A 16,730-nucleotide genomic window follows, 5' to 3' on the forward strand; every position below is an offset into this window, starting at 1 on the left:
GCCCCCGGACCGGCTCTTTCCTCGACGCGATGGGCGCCGGTGCCGCCACTGCCGCGGTGCCAGGTCCCGGGTCCGCCCTGGTCGGTCAGCGAGGAGGACCGGCTCCGAATCACCTCAGTGATACGCGGCCGGCACTGGGGCGCTGAGCCTGACCTGCCCGAGCTCGGTCGGGTTGCCGAACCGGTGCGCGGTGACGCTCACCGCCTGCTCCTTGAGGAACGGCAGCAGCTCCACGCGCCCCGCTTCGGTGACCGGCTGCCCATAGACGGCGAGACCTGGTCGTCCGCCGGTGGCGTCGGCGACGGCTTCAACGCTCCCGCCGATCAGCCGGAGGCGCTCATCGTCCGCGCGTGCGAGCCGGCCGAGCCAGGCGGCGTCCGACTCGACCCGCACCCGGATCCCCCGGTCCGCGAGGATCACGCCGATCGGCTTCGGCAGCGGCACGGCGCTCGACACCGTCACCGCGGCGGAGGCGAGCATGGCGGCTGCGAGAACCCGCACCAAGGACCCGACCGGCTCACCCTCGGCCAGGCGCACCGCAGTGCGCGTCGGCAGATACCGGAGCACATTCCGTTCCGCGGACAGTCCGCTCGCATCCTTCGCGACGCCGAACTCGCTCCCCCACGCTGCGGCATCGCTCCGGGCCGCCCGCTCCAGGTATCCGGCGTCGGGGGGCAGCTCCTCCCTTGCCGCCTCGAGCAGCGCGGCGACCGTGGGGTCGCTCACCGGCACCGAAGCCGCACTCGGGGCCGCGGACCAGTTGCCGAGCCCGACCAGATAGTTCGGCCCGCCCGCCTTGGTCCCGGCGCCGACCGACGACTTCTTCCAGCCGCCGAACGGCTGACGGCGCACGATCGCACCCGTGATGCCGCGGTTGACGTACAGATTCCCCGCCTGCACATGCTCGACCCAGTATTCGACCTCGCGCCGGTCCAGCGAGTGCAGGCCTGCGGTGAGACCGAAGTCGACATCGTTCTGCAGTGCCACTGCCTCCTCGAGGGAGCCCGCTCGCATGACGCCGAGCACCGGGCCGAAGTACTCGATCCGGTGGAACTCCGACCCGCGACGCACACCCTCGCGCACACCGGGGCTCCACAGCTTGCCCGAGTCGTCGAGCTGCCTCGGCTCGATGAGCCACGATTCCCCCGGTCCGAGCGTAGTCAGCGCCTCGAGCAGCTTGCCGGACGCCGGCTCGATGATCGGCCCCATCTTGGTGGCCGGGTCGTCGGGATAGCCGACCTTCAGCGAGGTCACCGCATCGACGAGCTGGCTGCGGAACCTCCGCGAATCGGCGACCGATCCGACCAGGATCACCAGGGACGCGGCGGAGCACTTCTGACCGGCATGCCCGAAGGCGGAGTAGGCGACGTCCTTCGCCGCGAGATCGAGGTCGGCGCTCGGCGTGACCACGATCGCGTTCTTGCCGCTGGTCTCCGCCAGCAGCGGCAGGTCGGGGCGGAATGAGCGGAACAGCTCGGCGGTCTCGAACGCGCCGGTCAGGATGACTCGGTCGACGCTGGGCGAGGCGATGAGCTCCCGGCCGAGCGAGCTCTCGCGCACCTGCACGAGCCGGAGCACGTCGCCCGGGACGCCGGCCTCCCACATCGCCTCCGCCAGCACGGCGCCGCAGCGGGCCGCCGGATGCGCCGGCTTGAGGATCACGGCGGACCCGGCCGCGAGTGCGGCGAGGACGGATCCAGCCGGGATGGCGACCGGGAAGTTCCACGGCGGTGTGACCACCGTGAGCCTGGCGGGTGTGAAGACGGCGCCGTCGACCGCGTCGAGCTCACGAGCGAGCTCGGCGTAGTAGTGGGCGAAGTCGACGGCCTCCGACACCTCGGGGTCGGACTGGTCGAGCGTCTTGCCTGCCTCTGCGGCCATGACCTCCATCAGCTCCGCTCTGCGGCGTTCGAGCGCATCGCCGACCCGGTGCAGCACTGCGGCACGCTCGGCGCCGGATCGCGCACCCCAGGCTCGGCCGCTCTCGGCCGCCGCGGCGATCAGGACGCTCAGCGCCTCGGCGTCCTCGATCGTCGCGGCCGCCACCGCATCGACGCCGAGTCGTGACGCCGGCACCCGGGAGAGGATGTCGCGGCCCCAGCGCCGGTTCGCCGGAAGCGATGGGTCGGTGTCCAATGCGTTCTCGAATGCGGAGCGCAGCCCCGGGACGGGCGGCCGCGTACGGTCCTGTGTCCGGTTCGGCCCCGGCACGGTGTCGTCGAGATCCGCGAGCGAGTGCAGGAACCGCTGCTTCTCGCGGTCGAAGAGCAGCTGATTGTCAGCGAGCTCGAACACCGCCGACATGAAGTTCTCGGAGCTCGCGCCCTCCTCGAGCCGCCGGATCAGGTAGGCGATCGCGACGTCGAACTCCTGCGGGTGCACGACCGGGGTGTAGAGCAGCAGCCCGCCGACGTCCTTCTTCACGGCCTCGGCCTGCCCCTGCGCCATGCCGAGCAGCATCTCGAATTCGACGTGGCTCTCCACACCGCGCTCCTTGGCCAGCAGCCAGGCGAAGGCAAGGTCGAAGAGGTTGTGCCCGGCGACGCCGAGCCGCACGTTCGCGGTGCGCTCCGGGTGGAGGGCGTAGTCGAGCACCCGTTTGTAGTGCGTGTCGGTCTGCTGCTTGGTGCCCCAGGTGGCGACCGGCCAGCCGGAGAGGTCGGACTCGACGTGCTCCATCGGCAGGTTCGCGCCCTTGACCAGCCGGACCTTGATGCCGGCTCCCCCCGCCGCGCGCCGGGTCGCCGCCCACTCCTGGAGCCCGATCATCGCGGCGAGCGAGTCGGGAAGATACGCCTGCAGCACGATGCCGGCCTCGAGGTTCTTGAGCTCGGGTGAATCCAGCAGCCGCTGGAAGACGGCGATCGTGAGGTGCAGGTCCTTGTACTCCTCCATGTCCAGGTTGATGAACTTCGGAGTCGGCGCCGACGCGGCATACCGGTACAGCGGCGTGAGTCTTTCGACGATGTCATCCACCGCCTCGTCGAACGCCCAGGGCGAGTGCGGCTCGACGGTCGACGAGACCTTGATCGACACATAGTCGACGTCATCCCGTTCGAGCAGCCGGCGGGTGCCGTCGAGGCGACGCGCCGCCTCCTTCTCGCCGAGCACCGCCTCGCCGAGCAGATTCATGTTGAGCCGCACGCCGGGTGTGCGGATTCTGCGAATGGCGCGGCCGAGCCTGGCGTCGGTGGCGTCGATGAGCAAGTGGCCCACCATGCGGCGTAGCACCGCACGGGCGATCGGGATGACGATGCGCGGCAGGATGGGTGCCACCACGCCGCCGAGGGCGACGGCTCCGCGCAGAACCGCAGGAAGGAACTTCGGGATCTTGCGTCCGAGCCCCCGCAGGTTGCGCGCGGCGACGCGGAGATCCTCGGGGCGGACGACGCCGTCGACGAAGCCGACGGTGAAGTCGAGGCCATCCGGGTCCCGCAGCACGCCGGCGAGCTGGCGCGCCGACGGATGCACCGGCAGGTTCGCCGCCTCCATGAGCCAGCGCCTTGCCACCTCGACCGCCTCGTCCCCGAGCGCACGGGTGGATGAGGCTTGAACGGCTGGAACGTCGAGCACGTCGGTCATAGCGGCTCCCGATCTGAAGAGGACGCCTTCAGTATGCGAAGCGATTCGCGTAAGGTAAAGCGATGCTTTCTTACCGGTATTGCTAAGCAGAACTGGACAAACGATGCTGGATGTGCGGCGGTTGCGGGTGCTCCGCGAATTGAAGCTGCGGGGCACACTCGCCGAGGTCGCGCTGGCGCTGAACCAGAGCCCGTCGGCCATCTCGCAGCAGCTCGCCCAACTGGAACGGGAGGTGGGCGTCGAGCTGCTGCGGAAGACCGGGCGCCGGGTCGCCCTCACGCCGCAGGCGGAGATCCTCGTGGACCATACGACCGCGGTGCTCGAGCGCCTGGAGCTCGCGGAGTCGGAGCTCGGCGTGTCCCTCGGCTCGGCCACCGGCACGGTGCGGCTCGCCGTCTTCCAGTCCGCGGCGCTCGCCCTGCTGCCCGGCGTGCTGACGCTCCTTGCCGAGGAGCACCCGGCGCTCCGGGTCGAGGTCACTCAGCGGGAGCCGGAGACCGCGCTCTACGAAACCTGGATCCGGGACTTCGACCTCGTCGTCGCCGAGCAGTACCCCGGGCACGCGGCACCGCACCACCCAGAGCTCGACCGCATCCCGCTGACCACCGACGCCATCCGGCTCGCCGTGCCGCCACGGTCCCGCTCCAGGACCCGCATCGCCACGATCGAGCAGGCGGCCTCATCCCCGTGGGTCATGGAGCCGCGCGGTGCGGCATCCCGCCACTGGGCCGAGCAGACGTGCCGCTCTGCCGGTTTCGAGCCGGACGTGCGATTCGAGACGGCGGACCTCCAGGCGCACATGCGGCTCGTGGAGTCCGGCAACGCCGTGGCACTCATGCCGGACCTGGTCTGGACGGGCCGGAAGACGGGCGCTCAGTTGATCGATCTGCCCGGTCTCCCGCGCCGCACGATCTTCACGGCGGCCCGCAGCGCCAGCGTGCGGAATCCCTCGATCCTCGCCTGCCGCGACGCGCTGCAGCGCACCGCCGCGCAGGTGGCCGCAGGTTGATCAGCGCACCCGCTTGACCGCCGGCCGTGCGCGCCGACGGAGCAGCATGCCCACCAGCACTCCCCCGGCGAGCGTCAGCGCGGTGGTCGCCATCGAGCCGCGCACTGGCAGGAACCGCGCACCGTTCGGGCCGACCTCGAACATCCCTGCCGGGATGACCCGCATGCCGCCCCCGCCGCCGAGCCCGGTGTCGCCGTTGGCCCCCGGCTTGGTCCTGCGCTGCCTGGCTCCCGCCTTGCCCTTCTGCGCCGCGCTGCCGTAGCCACCGCCGAAGCCGTAGGCCACTCGCGCCACGGGGATGATGGTGCGGCCGTTCTCCTTGCGTGCGGGTCCGAAGACCGTCTCGGCGGATCCGCTCGATCGCATCTTCTCCACCGATTCCTTCAGGAACACGGGAAGCTTCTTCTCGGCTGCTCTTGATCGCCTGTCCATCGACATCGCCCCTTTCGGCCAGTCGTGCTCACCTGAACGGCGCCCCGGCGTGATCCGGACCGCACGCTCAGCAGTATCCGCCCGCATTCGGAATGCCGCCAGGACTTTGGTCCCGCTCGGGCGGCCGCCTCTGGCCACGCAGCCCCCCGAGCCGGCGACACCCTTCCGATCCGGTGCGGCGGACCGCGTCGCTCACGCCTCGATGTCGTACACGACCACGCGTTCCGCGTGGGCTCCGATCAGATCCGCGAGCACACGGTGCACGGGATGCGGGAGGTACCCGTCCCGTGCCGCGGCGTCCGCGAACCGGATCACGAGCCCGTAGTCGAACCCCTGTTCCAGCCCCTCCGGGCTGACACTCGGCCCCTCGACCACCGACACCGTGCCGGGAATGACGCCGACGAAGCCGCGCGCCGACGCCCGCGCCTGCTCCTTCACCTCGGCGGGCACGTCGGCCCGCCACTGCACCAGGACGACATGCGTGATCTCAGCCATGACCCCATTCTGCCGCCGGTCGGGGAGCGCGAGGCGGAGCCGGACACTAAAGATCGAGGACGAGCCGCTCCGACCGTGCGCGGCTGACGCAGATCATCATGGTGTCCCCGGACTCCCGCTCGCCCTCGGTGAGCACGCGATCCCGATGGTCAGGCTCGCCGTCGAGCACCCGGGTCTCGCAGGTGCCGCACCAGCCCTGCTCGCATGAGGACGGGGCGGATGGCACGAGGTTCCTGACCGCGTGGAGCACCGTTTCGCCGGCCTCCACCCGCACCGTCGCCCCGGAGCGCGCCAGCTCGACCGCCAGCGGCCGGGCCGGTCCGTGCCCGGAGGGCTCCGGCTCGCCTCCCTCGAACGCCTCCGTGAACACCTGGATGCGATCCCCCTCGGCGGCCGCGAGCGCCCGCACCTGCGCGATCATCCCGGCCGGACCGCATGCGTAGACGGCAGTGCCCTCCGGCGCCTCGGCGAGGAGCGCCCGGAGATCCGGGCGGCCCTGCAGGCTGCTCTCGACGAGCCGCGCGTTCGGCAGCGCCGCGGCCTCGTCCGCGAGCGCCATCGAGGCGAGGTCCCGGCCGGTGTACACCAGCTCGAAGGACCGCCTCCGCCGGTGCAGGGACGCCGCCATCGGCAGCAGCGGCGTGATGCCGATACCGCCCGCGATCAGGAGCGAGTGCTTGGCCTCCCGCAACCGGAACCGGTTCCGCAAGGCGCGCACGTCGAGCTCCAGCCCGGCCTTGGATTCGGCGAACAGCTCCGCCGATCCGCCGCGACCCGACCGCTCCCGGAGGACCGCGATCCGATACGACGAGCGGTCGGCCGGATCGCCGCAGAGGGAGTAGTGCCGCACCAGCCCGGACGGCAGCGACACCTCGAGGTGAGTGCCCGGCATCCACGCCGGCAGCGCGGCTCCATCCGGGGACGCCAGCCGGAGCACCACGATGTCGTCGGCCGCCCGGACGCGCTCCGTGACCCGCAGCCGCATCCTCGCCGGAACCGGCGCGTCGTCATAGACCACTCCGTCGATGACGGCGATCGGGTGCCGGCGCAGGCGTGCCGCGGAGCCCTCGGCGAGGTGCTCCCCGCTCAGCAGGTCGAACTCCCAGCCGTGCCACGGACACTGGAGGATCTCCTGGTCCCGGCCGTACTCGTACTCGTAGACCGCCGACGTCAGCCGCGTGCCGTCCACCGTGCCGCGGCAGACCGGAGCCGCGCCGTGCGGACACACGTTCCGCCAGGCGACGATCCGCTCCCCCACCCGGTAGAGGCCGACCTCGACCCCGTCCACCGCCACCGTGAGCGCGCCCGCACCCTGCGGCGGCACCGCCGCCACCTCGGCGAGGGGGGTCCGGTTCACTCGGCCGGTCCCGCCTGCGCCATCGCGACCGGGACGCCGTCCTCCGCCGGGGTGAAGGGTGGCAGGGCCTCCCGCGCGGGCCTCGTCGTCAGCCCGTAGACCTCGCGCGCGGTGCCTCCCATGATCCGCTCCCGCAGCTCAGGGGAGATTCCCGGAAGGATCGCCTGCGGGTTGTCGAAGTCCCAGTGCGGATAGTCGGAGGAGAACATGAGCGTGCGGCCCGCGTCGATCATCTCGAGGATCTGCAGCAGGTGCTGGGGGTTTGCCGGCTCCTCGATCGGCTGGGTGGTGAGCACCACGTGATCCAGGATGTACTCCGACGGCAGCCGCTTCAGCCATGGCGCCGTGTCGCGCAGCGCCTTGTAGTTCTTGTCCATCCGCCACATCAAGTGGGGCAGCCACGCGACGCCGCCCTCGATGGCGACGAATCGCAGGGTCGGGAACTTCTCGAACACGCCCTCGGTGACGAGGCTGTTGATCTGCGCCATGAACCCGATGGGCAGGATGTTGTGCCACTCCATGTAGCGGGACGGCCAGCCGACCGGGGTCGGCGGCCAGGCCGTGCCGGCGCCCTCCGTTCCCGGGTGGATCGCGACCGGCATCCCGAGCTCACTGGCGACCTCGTAGATCGGGTGGAAGTCCCGCTGGCCGAGCGGCTTCCGGGTCGCCGCGGCGACGATGATCTGCACGAACCTGCCTTGTGCGGCGCAGCGCCGGATCTCACGGACCGCACCCGCCGGGTCCTCGCTGTTGATGAGGATGCTGCCCAGGTATCGGTCGGAGACCGGCAGCCAGGCGTCGAGCGTCACGTCGTTGTAGGCGCTCGCGATCGCGTTGAGGTAGTCGACATCGTTCGCGAGCGGGAGCAGCCCCGGACCGGTGAGGACGGCGTAGTCGATGTCGTACCGATCCAGGTGGTCGCTGAGCAGGAACAGCGGGTCGCTCGCGGGCGCTGCCCCGTTCGGCGGAGTCACGTCCCGGCGGGACACTCCGCGCGGGTTGCTGTAGTTCCACCCCGCGCCCATGCCGGTGGCGGACCAGCGGTCGCGCCACACGCGCGGCAGGTACGGCAGCAGGTCGGGGAACGCGTTGTGGATGTCGGTGTCGACGCGCAGCGGCGAGCCGGCGGCCGCCGGCACCTCACCCGGCCGGACCCCGCCCTCGGGGTGCGAATGGTTCATAAGGATCAACCTTACGAGCCGGCGGGTCTGGAATCCAGGACTCCCGAGTGAACCGCCCAACGGTTCGGAAGCGGCAGCGCCGCGCATCGAGAGCTCAGTACGCGACGTGGAAGCGGCGCCGCGAGTGCTTCGGCTGCTCGATCTCGTCGAGGATGGCCACCGCCAGATCCGCGGCCGAGATGAGGCTCTTGCCGTTCTCGTCGGTGAGCAGCACGTCGTCGCCGAGCCGATATCGTCCGGTGCGCTCACCCGGCGCCCAGGCGCCGAAGCCGGCGGCCGGGCTGACGAAGAACCAGTCGAGCTCCTCGGGAGCCCCCCGGACGATGTCGAGCAGGGCGATGCCGGTGTGGACCTCGACCGCGACCTCGGGCGCCGGCGGACGGACGTCCACGAGCCTCGGGCCGCCGGGCGAGACCTCGAGCGACGACGCACCGCCGAGCACGCCGAGCCGAACCCCGGCGGCAGCCGCAAGCGGCAGCAGCCGGCCGACCACGCCCTCGAGCTTCCCGGCGAGCTCGCCGCGCGGCGACAGCGCCTCGAACACGACGTCGGGGCCCCGGACGGACTCTGCGAGGACGGCGTCGTCGAGCACGGACCCGGTGCGGTAGAGGACGCCCGGGACCGGCTCGGCGGGCATGGCTCGACTGAGCGAGGTGACGTCGTGTCCCCGCCGCTCCGCCTCCCCCGTGATCGCGCTTCCCGCGTAGCCGGTCCCGCCGAGCACCGTGATCCGCATGCCGTTTCTCCTTCTGGTCCGCAACAACGTGGAAGCGATTCCCCCACTGATGGAGTGCAACCGCGCCTGCCCGCACCCATTCCCGGACCGGACGCAGCTGCGGCAATTCGCGGCACGATGCTGTAGACCGATCTACGATTCGGTAGTCTGAGCGGACTCGCGCGTCGGAGCCGCCGCGCGACGCGAAATCGCGGATTCGCCGGCTCCAGATCGGGCGCGTGGGCGCCGGAACGGAACGCGGATGATCGAGACGATTGCGGGACCGCCTGCGGAGGCGGTCGCGATCCGCGAAGCCCTTCGGCAATGGAGCCCGGACCCCTTCCCCGACCAGCCGGAGCCGCGAGACGAGCCCGCAGGGCGATGGCTGTACCATCGGGGCCAGTTCGAGCTGGGCAGACTTCACCGCCGGGTCGCCGAAGGGTTCGCAGCCAACCGGTTCGTGCACTACGCCGCAAACTATGGCGCTCTTGCCCCGCGGGTGTTCTTCGGACGGGCCCTTTCCGGTGCGGCCGGCCGAATCACCTTGTGCACGTCTGGAACGGCGGACGTCTCGGTCGACGGAACGCTGCTCGCCCAGCGAGCCGACGGCGCGGCGCGGCGCGAGGCCGACGTGCCTGCGGGCGCCGCGTGGCTGCAGATCGAGGTTCGCGCCGCGGCGGGTGAGCCGGCAGCGCTGCTGGTCCGCGACGGCCCGGTCTTTGAGACTGGCAGCGAATGGGCATCCTCGCTCGACGGAACGGATTGGCATCCGGTCTCGTCCCGAGCCGGGACGGAGCTGGTCGCACCGCATGCGCGCCGGGAACCCGTCGTCACGATGGCGATGGAGCTCGCCGAGGGCATCTTCGAACTCCCTGTCCCGGTGCTCGGCCGGCCCGTGATCGACTGCGACGGCCGTCCGGGCGTCGTCTCCGGCGAGTCCCGGGAAGAAGCCGCCGACCCGAACGGTGTCTCCGAGTCGCGCCACGAGGTCGTGCTGCGTCCCGACGGGCGATGGACGACGTTCCACGAGCTGGGGTTCCGATTCCTCACCGTGTCCGGCGCCCGCGTCCGCTCGGTGAGCGTCGAGGCGTCGGCGCACCCGGTCGCCCGACGCGGCGCCTTCGTCTGCGCCGATCCGGAGCTCAACCGGATCTGGGCGCACAGCGCCTTCACGCTGCGATCCTGCATGCACGAGCTCATGCTGGACGGCATCAAACGCGACCGGATGCCCTGGATGGGCGACCAGGCGCTCAACACGCTCTCGAACGCGTACGCGTTCGGCGAAGGCGACATCATCCGCGACAGCATCGTCGCGCTCGGCAGTCCACGCCATGGGTACGTCAACGGGATCTCCGACTATTCCCTCTGGTGGCTGATCAACACCGGGTCGTACTTCCGGCTCTTCGGCGACACTGCGCACCTCATCGGCGAGGCCGAACATATCCACCGCTTCACCGAACGGCTCGCCGGATACCAGGGACCAGGCGCGCTCTTCCGACCGGCGAATGAGCCCGATTCGTTCACCGACGCGACCGAAGGCGCGGTGTTCCTCGACTGGGGAGCAACCCCGCAGCGCGGCAAGGACGCCACGGCGCTGCAGGTGCTCTGGTTCTGGGCCCTCCGCTCCGCGGCGGAGCTGCTGGACGCCGCCGGTCACGACGGAGCGGCACGCTGGGCGGCGCTCGCTGACGACGTCCGGTCGACCCTGCACCGTGAGGCGTGGGACGCCCGAACCGGATCGTGGGCGGAGCACCTCGGACCGGAGGGAGAGTCACCGTACCCGAACTTCCTCGCGATCCTGAGCGGCCTCTCTGCTGCTCCCGTCCCGTCTGGCGTCGTCAGTGCCATCACGGCCGGCGAAGGGCGGATCGGCACCCCGTTCATGGCGTCGTTCGCGCTCCGGGCCTTGGTGCTCGCGGGCGAACCTGCCCACGCCATCGCAGCCATCCGGACGCGATGGGGCGCGATGCTGGACGCCGGCGCCGTCACCTTCTGGGAGGAGTTCCCGCGCCCGGGCGGCTCGCCGCTCGCGATGTATGGCAGACCGTACGGCAAGAGCCTCTGTCACGCCTGGGCCGCCGGCCCCGCCGCGCTCCTGCCCGAAGCGGTGCTCGGCATCCGCCCGCTCTCCCCGGGCTGGCGGACCTTCGAGGTCGCCCCGGCGCTCGGCGATCTGCCGTGGGCGGCGGCCGTCGTTCCCGTCCCGGACGGTGAGATCGCCGTATCCGTCGCCGCCGATGCAGTGACGGTGAAGGTGCCGTCCGGCGCGGTGCTCGTCCGCGGCTCGGAGCGCTGGGTCGGGCCGTGCCTCGTCGGCTGGCGCGGCGGCGCCTCCGGGACATTGCTGACCGACGCGCCGGATGCCGCGGAAGCATCCGAAGTGGCACGGCTCTGAGATGGCATGGTTCTGAGATGGCACGGTGGCACGCCGGCGCGATCGACGCATTCCTGGACCGCGCGCACCGTGACCCCGACGCCCTGGGTGTCGTTCTGGTGGGCTCGGTGGCCAGAGGCGATGACCGACCCGGTTCCGACGTCGACGTTTATCTGGTCGTGACCGACACCGCGTTCGAGCGGGCGGCGTCCGAGGGCCGGATCTCCTTCGTCGACCGCACCGGCATCGACGACCCACACGGCTACGTCGACGTGAAGCTCGTCTGTCCCTCCTATCTCCGTGATGCGGTGACGGCTGGCGACGATCCGCTGCGCGCGTCGTTCGTCGGGTCCCGGGTGCTGTGGGATGCCGGCGGCGGACTCGCCCCGCAGATCGGCGCGCTCCTCGACCCCGGTCCGGCCTACTTCGAGTCGCTCCACACGGCGTTCGTCGCGCAGGTCGCCCTGCACGGCGGCTACTTCCTGCCTCAGGCGACCGCTCTCGACAACACGCTCCTGGCACACCACGCGGCGGTGCACTCCGCCTACGCCGCAGGGCGGCTGGTGCTGGCGAAGGACGGCACCTTCTTCCGCGGGGCCAAGTATCTGGACGCGCAGCTGGCCGCGTCCCCGTCCGCTCCCACCGGGTTCGCTGAGCTCCTGGCGGATCTGGTCGCGCGGCCTTCCGCAGTGCGGATGCGCGCGGTCGAGGACGCACTGTCGTCGCTCGTGCCGGACGGCTTCGCGATCAGCGACGAGGTGCTCTCGCGGTTCATCACGGACAACGAACTGAGCTGGCGCACCCGTTCCTCGCCGCCCGAGTTCCGCTGACCCCGGCCCGCACCGGGGAGGGGCTGGGCCTCCCGAGAGGGTTGCCCAGCCCGCAGCCGGTCCGGACTAGCCCTTCACGCCGCCGGCGGTCATGCCCGCCACGATCTGGCGGTTGAAGAAGATGTACATGATCAACGGCGGGATCGTGATGAGCAGGATGTCCATGAACAGCAGGTTCCACCGGCTGACCGCTTGTGCCTGGAAGTTGTAGGTCGTCAGCTGCACCGTCGCGTTCTCATCTCCCGGAAGGAAGTAGAGCGCGTAGGTGAAGTCGTTGAAGACGAACACCGCCTGTACCACGATGACCGTGATGATCACGGGCTTCAGCAGCGGGAACACCACGCGGAAGAACAGCCGGATGGGGCCGGCGCCGTCGATGGTCGCCGCCTCATCGAGCTCCTTGGGGATTCCCGAGACGAACGCACGGAACAGCAGGACGCAGAACGGCAGCCCGAAGGCGACGTGCACGGCGATGAGACCGGGAAGTGTCTTGAACAGCTCGAGGCCCTGCAGCACCCAGATCGTGGGCACGACCGCCGGCGGGATGATGAGTCCTGCCAGCACCAGCCCGTTGACGAGCGGGTTCCACTTCGAGCGGCGCCGCTGGAGCACGTACCCGACCATGGCCCCGAGGATCACCATGATGGCGACCGCGGCGACGGTGAGGATCGCGCTGTTGACGAAAGCGCGCAGCAGGATGAAGTCGCGGGTCTCGATCACCTCGATGAAGTTCGAGAAGAACGCCCACTCCGTCGGCCAGGTGAACTGCAGCTGGGTGGCTTCCTGCTGCGACTTCGACGCGGTGAGGAAGATGAACACGAACGGCACGATGAAGACGACGATCGAGAGGACGATCGCGAGGGTGCCGGCCGTCCACCGGTAGGCGGTGTTCCTCATGCTTCCTTCTCCCCCCGGTTGAGCCACGCGGACAGCGGGACGATGAGCGCCGCGACGACGAGAAAGAGCACGACGTTTCCCGCGGTCGACAGCCCGTAGAAGCCCGCCTGATACTGCTTGTAGATCACCGATGCGATGACGTCGCTGGTGAATCCCGGTCCACCCCTGGTCGTGGCCCAGATGAGGTCGAACGACCGAAGGCCTCCGATCAGCGACAGCAGGACCACTGTGGCGGTCGCGGGTCGCAGGAGTGGCAGTGTGATGTGCCAGAAGTTGTTCCAGGCGTTCGCGCCATCCACCTTCGCCGCTTCGAAATAGTCGTGCGGGATGGCCACCATGCCGGCGATGTAGATGAGCGTCGCGAGCCCGACGCCCTTCCAGATGTCGACGAAGGCGACCGACATGAGCGCCCACTGCGGGTCGGTGAACCAGCCGGGGCCCTCGACGCCGAAGATGGCGAGCGCCTGATTCACCATGCCGTCGAACGGGTCGAGCAGCACCTTGAACGTGATGCCGACGCCAATGGTGCTGACGATGACCGGGAAGAAGATGACGCTCCGCAGGAATCCCCGCGCGATGATCTGGGACGTCAGGAACACGCCGAGGAGAAGCCCGAGCACCACCTTGGCCCCGGAGGTGACGAAGGCGTAGATGAAGGTGTTGACGAAGCCCTGCACGAGCGCCTGCTCGCTGAAGAACTGCACGAAGTTCTGGAAGCCGATGAACTCGACGTCGAACAGCGTCCAGCGGGTGAGTGAGAAGTAGAGGGATGCCCCGGTCGGGAGCAGGAAGAGGATGACGTAGAACACGCCCGCCGGCATGTAGAACCAGGTCGGGTATGGGCTCTTCATCGGCTTCCGCTTCTTGCGACCGGTTTCGCCTTGCCCGGGCGTCGTCACCTCCTTCGGGGCGCGAGCCTGTACTGCAGTCATTTCATCTCCGTTGATCGAAACGATTTGGTGGAACGGGAAAGGGGCCGGCCGCGCTGGGCGGCCGGCCCCACGGTGCTAGAAAGAACTTACGCCGGTCACCAGCCCTCGATGCCGAGCTGCTGGGCCTGCTTCTTCACGTCCTCGTCGTACTGGGCGGCGCCCTCCTCCGCGGAGGTGATGCCCGACCCGACGGCGACCGTGATCTGCTCGAGTGCCGGTCCCTTGATCGGGGACGAGAACTCGAGCGCGAGACCGGTCTTCTCCTCGTCGAAGTACGGCTGCTGGTCGGAGACCATCGCCGGGACCTCCGCGGGGAGCTCGCAGCCCTCGATCACGAACGGACCGGTGGGCGCGACGATCTCGCCCTGGATGTCGCAGCTCTCCTTGGTGGTGACGAACTCCACGAACTTCTTCGCCGCCTCGAGCTCGGCGCCCTCGGTGCTCTGCGGGATGTAGACACCACCCGGCATCCAGACCGTGAGTGCGTTGTCCTCAGCGTTGTCCCCGGGGATCGGGAATGTGCCGACGATGTCCGCCGCTTCTGGGTTCGACGCCGACAGCTGCGACGCAGCGAAGGTGAGGATCGGGTAGTGCGCGCCCTCACCGGTGGCGACCATTGCGACGCCGTCGGCGTACGTGGCGGACGCGAAGTCCTCGTTCAGCAGGTCTTTCTCGTACACCTCCTCGAGCTTCTGGAAGCCGGCGAGTGCAGGCTGGTCGACGTACTTGGCTTCGTTGTTGGTGTACTTCTCCGCCCACTCCGGGTCCTCGGCGAGCACGTTGGCGAAGTCACCGAGCACGAACAGCTGGGACGTCCAGGTGTCGCCGTAGGTCTGCACGATCGGTGCGATGTCGCCCGCCTCCTTGACCGCCTCGGCGTTCGCGATGAACTCGTCCCAGGTCTGCGGCACCTCGAGGCCGAGTTCCTCGTAGACGTCCTTGTTGTAGATGATCGATCCGGACATCGCCTGGCCCATCGGCGCGGCGTAGACACCGTTGTCGGTGGAGACCGCCTTGACGAAGTTCTCGTCGAGCAGCCCGACGAACTCCTGGTCGTCCAGGTTGACGAGGGTCTGATCGGGGTTGAGGGCCTGCATCAGCGAACCGGTGTTGTAGGCGAACACGGAGTTCATCTCGCCGGTTGACAGGCGGGTCTTGATGAGGTTGTCACCCTCGGCGCCCTGCGGGCGGGTCTCCAGCTCGACCTGGATGCCCTCGTTCTGGCTCTCGAACTCCTCGATGAGCGCCTCGGCCACGAGCACTGTCGACTCCTGGTTGTCGACCAGGTATGAGATGGTGACTTCCTCGCCGTCTCCGCCGCCGCCGCCTCCTCCGCCTCCGCCGGCACAGCCGGCGAGCGTGAGCGAGAGCGCGACGCCGCTTGCGCCCAGCGCAAGCATCGGTCGCCGTGTTGAACGGTTGATCATTGCTTTACCTCCATGTAAAGACACTTCTTGGCTGGTGCCTTGAGCCGATGAATCGGTTCAATTGTCGTGCAAACGTACGCGGGTCGAACAGGGCTGTCAATCCGATTCGAACCAACGACTCCGATCAGAGTAGACCGATCTACGAAAATCGCAACGCATCCGCCGGTCACGATTTGGCACGCCCCCGTTTTTGGGGCGCGCTGCGCACGCGGGATCGCGCCTGCCATTGGCGCGCGGGGTGGCAGTGTGGTCCACTATCCCCGGCGGGATCCCACCGCGGAATCACCATGCGACCAGGACGGAGGCACCGTGACCGAGGCGCGCAGACAGGGCCAGGCGACGATCGAAGACGTCGCCCGGGCCGCCGGCGTGTCCCGTGCCGCCGTGTCCAAGGTCCTCCGCAACGCCTACGGCGTGAGCCCCGCGATGCGCGACCGGGTCACCACTGCCATCGAGGAGCTGAACTACCGGCCACGCGTCGCAGCACGGGCGATGCGCGGCGCGAGCTTCACGATCGGCTTCGAGTTGCCGGACTTCGCGAACCCGTTCTTCACCCGCCTCCTCGCCGGCGCCTCGGCCGCGCTCCGTGACACCCGTTACCAGCTCATCATCGCGCCCGCCGAGCCGGACGCCGAGGAGCAAGAGGGCTATCGTGCGCTCGAGGCGCTCGTCGACCGCCAGGTGGACGGCGTGGTCGCGGTCTCGCCGCTCGTCTCGCAGGAATGGCTCGAGCGGCTGGCCGCACACACACCGGTGGTCATGCTGGGCCGTCACGATCGTTCGGCGCGCTACGACAGCGTCGTGGGCGATGACACCGCCGGTGCCGGCAGCGTGATGCGGCACCTGATCGACCTGGGGCACGAGCGCATCGCCCACCTGACCCGGCCCGAGTACGTGACCGTGCCCGGGTCGGGCACCCCGCACGCGCTTCGCCTCGAGGCGTATCTCGACTGCATGGCGGAGGCCGGTCTGGGCGACAACGTGCGCGTCGCCCGCTGCCAGGAGGGCGAGGGGCGCGCGTACGCCGCCGCCGCAGAGCTGCTGGCCGACGGGGAACCACCCACGGCGATCTTCGCGGCCCACGACGAGCTCGCCATCGGTGCCCTCCGCGCGGTGGCCGAGTCGGGACACGACATCTCCGTCGCCGGTTACGACAACATCCTGCTCGCTGGCTATCCGCGAATCTCGCTCACGACGGTGGAGCAATCCGGAGAGCAGATGGGCGAACGAGCCGTGGAGATGCTCCTTCAGCGGATCGGCGGACGCACCGAGGCCGTCCATGAGGTCATCACGCCCGAGCTGGTCGCGCGGGAGTCGACACGGGAGGCGAAGGCTCGCCGCGGGCGGCTTCGCCTCGCTCCCGCTGCCGTTCCGTGGCGACGCTGACCGATCGCCCGGCCGATCCGCAGTGAGCGCGTGGCACTCTGCTCTAATGAGGCCGTACGCTTCGTAGATCGATCTACTGCCGCGCCTTCGGTGCGGAGTTCAAGGAGGAACAC

The 16,730-nt window shown here is 69.6% G+C and carries 13 protein-coding genes; 4 read left to right on the forward strand and 9 right to left on the reverse strand.

Annotated features, from left to right (window positions below; translation table 11 throughout):
* Positions 1-114: 114 nt before the first annotated feature.
* On the reverse strand, positions 115-3,582 hold the full coding sequence (locus ACFFGH_RS12850; RefSeq protein ID WP_386668831.1) for a proline dehydrogenase family protein: 3,468 nt from the start codon (positions 3,580-3,582) through the stop codon (positions 115-117).
* Between the two features lie 103 nt (positions 3,583-3,685).
* Between ACFFGH_RS12850 and ACFFGH_RS12855 the strand changes: the two genes are divergently transcribed.
* Complete coding sequence (locus ACFFGH_RS12855; protein WP_386668833.1) at positions 3,686-4,591, forward strand: LysR family transcriptional regulator; 906 nt, start codon at positions 3,686-3,688, stop codon at positions 4,589-4,591.
* Here the strand turns inward: ACFFGH_RS12855 and ACFFGH_RS12860 are convergent, their stop codons facing one another.
* The 5 genes from ACFFGH_RS12860 to ACFFGH_RS12880 form a co-directional block, all read right to left on the reverse strand.
* Positions 4,592-5,023, reverse strand: coding sequence for a GerW family sporulation protein (locus ACFFGH_RS12860; RefSeq protein ID WP_386668835.1), 432 nt, complete (start codon positions 5,021-5,023; stop codon positions 4,592-4,594). It abuts the gene before it with no gap.
* A gap of 192 nt (positions 5,024-5,215) precedes the next feature.
* Positions 5,216-5,518: a Dabb family protein gene (locus tag ACFFGH_RS12865; protein ID WP_386668837.1), complete on the reverse strand. Its 303-nt coding sequence runs from the start codon at positions 5,516-5,518 to the stop codon at positions 5,216-5,218.
* Between the two features lie 46 nt (positions 5,519-5,564).
* Positions 5,565-6,875 (reverse strand): 2Fe-2S iron-sulfur cluster-binding protein, encoded by a 1,311-nt coding sequence (locus tag ACFFGH_RS12870; RefSeq protein WP_386668839.1) that lies wholly within the window; start codon positions 6,873-6,875, stop codon positions 5,565-5,567.
* Positions 6,872-8,056, reverse strand: coding sequence for an amidohydrolase family protein (locus ACFFGH_RS12875; RefSeq protein ID WP_386668841.1), 1,185 nt, complete (start codon positions 8,054-8,056; stop codon positions 6,872-6,874). Before ACFFGH_RS12875 ends, ACFFGH_RS12870 begins: the two co-directional genes overlap by 4 nt.
* A gap of 94 nt (positions 8,057-8,150) precedes the next feature.
* A complete protein-coding gene (locus ACFFGH_RS12880; RefSeq protein WP_386668843.1) occupies positions 8,151-8,792 on the reverse strand; it encodes an NAD(P)-dependent oxidoreductase in 642 nt (213 codons plus the stop codon).
* 241 nt (positions 8,793-9,033) lie between these two features.
* Between ACFFGH_RS12880 and ACFFGH_RS12885 the strand changes: the two genes are divergently transcribed.
* Positions 9,034-11,166, forward strand: a complete 2,133-nt coding sequence (locus tag ACFFGH_RS12885) for an alpha-L-rhamnosidase-related protein (RefSeq protein WP_386668845.1) — start codon at positions 9,034-9,036, stop codon at positions 11,164-11,166.
* Between the two features lie 17 nt (positions 11,167-11,183).
* Positions 11,184-11,975: a nucleotidyltransferase domain-containing protein gene (locus ACFFGH_RS12890; protein WP_386668847.1), complete on the forward strand. Its 792-nt coding sequence runs from the start codon at positions 11,184-11,186 to the stop codon at positions 11,973-11,975.
* A 66-nt stretch (positions 11,976-12,041) separates the two neighbouring features.
* On the opposite strand, the gene ACFFGH_RS12895 is transcribed toward ACFFGH_RS12890, so the two are convergent.
* From ACFFGH_RS12895 to ACFFGH_RS12905, 3 genes are all read right to left on the reverse strand, one after another.
* On the reverse strand, positions 12,042-12,872 hold the full coding sequence (locus ACFFGH_RS12895; protein ID WP_386668849.1) for a carbohydrate ABC transporter permease: 831 nt from the start codon (positions 12,870-12,872) through the stop codon (positions 12,042-12,044).
* Complete coding sequence (locus tag ACFFGH_RS12900) at positions 12,869-13,804, reverse strand: carbohydrate ABC transporter permease (RefSeq protein WP_386668851.1); 936 nt, start codon at positions 13,802-13,804, stop codon at positions 12,869-12,871. Before ACFFGH_RS12900 ends, ACFFGH_RS12895 begins: the two co-directional genes overlap by 4 nt.
* 95 nt (positions 13,805-13,899) lie before the next feature.
* Positions 13,900-15,231, reverse strand: a complete 1,332-nt coding sequence (locus ACFFGH_RS12905; protein ID WP_386668853.1) for an ABC transporter substrate-binding protein — start codon at positions 15,229-15,231, stop codon at positions 13,900-13,902.
* Positions 15,232-15,540: 309 nt separating this feature from the next.
* Between ACFFGH_RS12905 and ACFFGH_RS12910 the strand changes: the two genes are divergently transcribed.
* Complete coding sequence (locus tag ACFFGH_RS12910; RefSeq protein ID WP_386668855.1) at positions 15,541-16,617, forward strand: LacI family DNA-binding transcriptional regulator; 1,077 nt, start codon at positions 15,541-15,543, stop codon at positions 16,615-16,617.
* The last annotated feature ends 113 nt before the right edge of the window (positions 16,618-16,730 follow it).

Source organism: Lysobacter korlensis (assembly GCF_042434515.1).

Bases quoted from the DNA above. Each gene is read 5' to 3' on its own strand.
- ACFFGH_RS12905 (WP_386668853.1), bottom strand. From the start codon at position 15,231: ATGATCAACCGTTCAACACGGCGACCGATGCTTGCGCTGGGCGCAAGC.
- ACFFGH_RS12860 (WP_386668835.1), bottom strand. From the start codon at position 5,023: ATGGACAGGCGATCAAGAGCAGCCGAGAAGAAGCTTCCCGTGTTCCTG.
- ACFFGH_RS12895 (WP_386668849.1), bottom strand. From the start codon at position 12,872: ATGAGGAACACCGCCTACCGGTGGACGGCCGGCACCCTCGCGATCGTC.
- ACFFGH_RS12850 (WP_386668831.1), bottom strand. From the start codon at position 3,582: ATGACCGACGTGCTCGACGTTCCAGCCGTTCAAGCCTCATCCACCCGT.
- ACFFGH_RS12855 (WP_386668833.1), top strand. From the start codon at position 3,686: ATGCTGGATGTGCGGCGGTTGCGGGTGCTCCGCGAATTGAAGCTGCGG.
- ACFFGH_RS12890 (WP_386668847.1), top strand. From the start codon at position 11,184: ATGGCACGGTGGCACGCCGGCGCGATCGACGCATTCCTGGACCGCGCG.
- ACFFGH_RS12865 (WP_386668837.1), bottom strand. From the start codon at position 5,518: ATGGCTGAGATCACGCATGTCGTCCTGGTGCAGTGGCGGGCCGACGTG.
- ACFFGH_RS12900 (WP_386668851.1), bottom strand. From the start codon at position 13,804: ATGACTGCAGTACAGGCTCGCGCCCCGAAGGAGGTGACGACGCCCGGG.
- ACFFGH_RS12880 (WP_386668843.1), bottom strand. From the start codon at position 8,792: ATGCGGATCACGGTGCTCGGCGGGACCGGCTACGCGGGAAGCGCGATC.
- ACFFGH_RS12885 (WP_386668845.1), top strand. From the start codon at position 9,034: ATGATCGAGACGATTGCGGGACCGCCTGCGGAGGCGGTCGCGATCCGC.
- ACFFGH_RS12875 (WP_386668841.1), bottom strand. From the start codon at position 8,056: ATGAACCATTCGCACCCCGAGGGCGGGGTCCGGCCGGGTGAGGTGCCG.